The sequence below is a fragment of the Bacillus sp. C30 genome, assembly GCF_040838255.1.
Classification (GTDB): Bacteria; Bacillota; Bacilli; order Bacillales; family Bacillaceae_G; genus Bacillus_A; species Bacillus_A mycoides.
The window spans coordinates 1-3,259 of the sequence record NZ_JBFPJH010000347.1 but is presented as its reverse complement, the minus strand read 5'-3'; the positions used below and the strand labels follow the sequence as shown (position 1 = coordinate 3,259).

The window sequence follows — 3,259 nt, the reverse complement described above, 5'->3', positions numbered from 1 at the left end:
TTATTATTCCTTCTAATAAAGAAGAAATGTTGGAAGGGAAGGTTTGGATTACATTTCTGGGTATATCCTTTAGTTCTCCAGAACTTATTGAACTTCGGAAGAAAATGGATGACCATACGAGGTATCTTATGGGAATAATTCTAGATTTAATGAGGGATCTAGGATACGTCACACCAGGTCACAATAGAGAATTTGAATTAGAGATACTGTGCGGATTTATTGATGGGCTAGTAATTCATGTCCTTCAAACACCAGAATCATATCCAGAAGAAAAAGTAAATCAACTTATTGAGTATTATTTAAAAGAAAAAAAGAGGGATTAATCGCATGAATAAAGTTTTCATTATTATTCTTGTAGTTGTTATTGTATTGATTATTAGGCAGCTTATCCCGAAGAAAGTAGATAGCTTCGATCTTCTTGGTATACCAATCATGGCTATAATCAGAACTTATATGGGTCTTCCAAATAGATTGGACTATATTATTACAATTGAATTAATTAGCTTGCTTATATTAGGAGCGATAGTTGGTTATTGGCAAGCTAAGAGGGTGAAAGTTTTTCATCATAATAATCAATTATGTAGTGTTGGAGGCTATACGTATATTATCGGATGGATTATTATGCTTTTGGGCAGGATTGTTATTTTATTGTTGTTCAATCTTAACTCGCTCGTATCGACATTTCAAGCGGGACAGGAACAGTTTACGAGTGAAATAATTAAAGTTCTTTCTCATGCTGGAGATTGGTTAATATGGTCTACTATTCTTGCATCTTCCATCATGTATACCGTTACCTTATATAAAGATCACCCGGATATCAAGAAATTAATACATGATCGTTTTAAAGAAATAAAACAACGAATAAAATATTAATTTAACTAATTGTTGTTATATGGGCCATTGCTACATGCCCATCAACTTAAGAAAATAAATCAGCCCCAAAACGAAAAAATGAGCTTTTTTATTACAAATTAGCACAAAATCTAGTTCTGGGGATAGCTGTATTTTCTTAGCTTAATAGCGATATGACTCTACCCCTATTAGGGGGTCCTGACGTCAAAACGTGGATATTATACGCTAAGACATTTTTTGAGAAATAAGACCCTGATTTCCTTACGCTAAGCAGGAAATCAGGGTCTTTTTATGTTCTTAAAGGACGGAACGAATGATAATTGCTGACAGTAAAGTTGTACTCACCTAGAAAATTAATATGCTCCCAACCAAGAGGTGAGATATGAGGAAGCAACTCTTCTCGATGTTTTCCAATCTTTTTCATATGTTCAATAGCTTGAGATAGATACACAGTATTCCAGATACTGATTGCATTGATAATTAGATTTAATGCACTGGCGCGCTGTAATTGGTCTTGTAGTGCCCGTTCTCGAAGTTCACCGTGTTTCCCGAAAAAAATTGCGCGTGCTAATGCATTCATAGCTTCTCCTTTATTCAACCCCTTTGAATCCGCCGGCGTAAAGTTTCGCTAGAAATATAGTCGAGGATAAACAGTGTTTTTTCAATGCGTCCCATCTCTTTTAGTGCTGTTGCAAGACTGTTTTGCCGGGAGTAAGAGCTCATTTTGCTCATGACAAGGGAAGCTGATGATGTTCCTTCGCGAATGGAATGTGCCAATCGAAGGACATCGTCATAATTATCTCGAATGACTTTTGTAGGGGTTCGACCGAGATACATGTAATTTCGGGTCATATCCTGTATTTTATTTCCAATAACCATATTTTATTATAACAAAAAGGTTTGAAATCAATAATGTTATGAATTATTTTTGATACAGTATTTTGTTACAGCCAGTTCAACAGTTAGGAAGTTTCGTATTTTTAAATACAAAACGTAACAAAAATGAACGTTTATGTTACAAATATCTCCGAAAAATAACATCTAGGAAAAAATGTATCGCTACGACCTATTTTTACACCTATCTCGGCCGAACCCCACTATGATTTCACTTATTGATAAAGAAAAAATCAATGATGCTAAAAAGATGTTACATCGAGGGTTACGAACTACAAAAAACAAATATCCTAAATTATACTGTTTATTTTCCTATCAAAATCATTTATATTTTGACCAAATAAATTTTAAAAAATTTCTCGAAAAAACAGCCATTCCCTTTTTCAAAAATGAAAATAATAATAAACAATTATCCATATTTTATATTGACTTAGCGACCTGTTATCAAAAGGAAAATCAATTCGAAAAAGCTTGTTTATATTACCAAAAAGGCATCTCTTGTATAAGGATAGTCAAAAGTTTAAATATCATATCATCTCATAAAAATGTTTAGTTACAATTTTAATAAGAAAACATATTCAAAACTCCTATTTTTTACATAGCAAATAACATTTTTCCATGTGCTGTTGTTGTATCTACCGTAATAATAATTGGCTTTTGGTTAAAATATTTCGGTTGATGAAGATATGCAGCTGTCCCATATATCCAGTTATATATATTCAAGTGGCTTTTTTCACAAAAGAATCATAAAAAACTCTATCTATAGATAGAGGGTATTCAAAAAAAATCATCTTTCAGATAGATGTTCTAAAATAGTAGGGATGTTACAATCCTCCAGTAAGTAAGCAAATAAACAATAAATTTATACTTTATGGGGGTTTTAATTTGAATACTCAAGCTTGGATAATGATTGGTGCATTTTTAACAATTGTATTATTAACACAAATCGGAAGAAAAGTATTTACAACCACAAAGGCTGTATTGCCATTTATTCTTTGTGGTATAAGTGTTTATTTATTCGTCGAGGAAATACCTACCTCAGGTTCAAATATGACCGCACTCATAATCATGACAATGGTCGGCATGATCATGGGAGGGCTAATGCTTTTTACAGTGAAAGTAGAATATGGTTCTGACAATAAAGCGTACGTAACTGCTGGTATTCCTTATTTATGTTTATGGATTATTGGACTTGGATGGCGTGTCGTATTAGCTTATGTAGCGACAGACTGGTATCCACAACAATTTATAGATTTCATGGTATCGAATCACTTGGATTTTAATGTTATAGCCCCTGCTTTCGTATTTTTTACAATTGCGATGGTAGTTATTCGCACTATTGGAATTGTGATTAGGATACAAAGATATAGAAAAAATCTAAAAGCAAATTAAAGATATAGGTTAAGAAAAACAACTTCTTTTGTCTAATGAAGTAGGTAAAACAAACACACTATACTAACTACTTCATTATTCTTTTAATTTCAGATTTTAGATGATATGCATTAAAGGAATT

3 protein-coding genes and 1 pseudogene are annotated in these 3,259 nt (G+C 32.5%); 3 read left to right on the top strand and 1 reads right to left on the bottom strand.

The window, feature by feature from the left end; genetic code table 11:
- Both AB3X49_RS19950 and AB3X49_RS19945 read left to right on the top strand, forming a co-directional pair.
- The coding region (locus AB3X49_RS19950) for a TetR family transcriptional regulator C-terminal domain-containing protein (RefSeq protein WP_367964282.1) at nucleotides 1-323 on the top strand (323 nt) is incomplete at its 5' end.
- 4 nt (nucleotides 324-327) lie between these two features.
- Nucleotides 328-873 (top strand): hypothetical protein, encoded by a 546-nt coding sequence (locus AB3X49_RS19945; RefSeq protein WP_002137530.1) that lies wholly within the window; start codon nucleotides 328-330, stop codon nucleotides 871-873.
- A gap of 268 nt (nucleotides 874-1,141) precedes the next feature.
- Here the strand turns inward: AB3X49_RS19945 and AB3X49_RS19940 are convergent.
- A pseudogene (locus AB3X49_RS19940) lies at nucleotides 1,142-1,680 on the bottom strand (Tn3 family transposase); the annotation flags it as partial.
- 951 nt (nucleotides 1,681-2,631) lie between these two features.
- On the opposite strand from AB3X49_RS19940, the gene AB3X49_RS19935 reads away from it, so the two are divergent.
- Nucleotides 2,632-3,138: a hypothetical protein gene (locus AB3X49_RS19935; protein ID WP_002185300.1), complete on the top strand. Its 507-nt coding sequence runs from the start codon at nucleotides 2,632-2,634 to the stop codon at nucleotides 3,136-3,138.
- The last annotated feature ends 121 nt before the right edge of the window (nucleotides 3,139-3,259 follow it).

Bases quoted from the DNA above. Each gene is read 5' to 3' on its own strand.
- AB3X49_RS19945 (WP_002137530.1), top strand. From the start codon at position 328: ATGAATAAAGTTTTCATTATTATTCTTGTAGTTGTTATTGTATTGATT.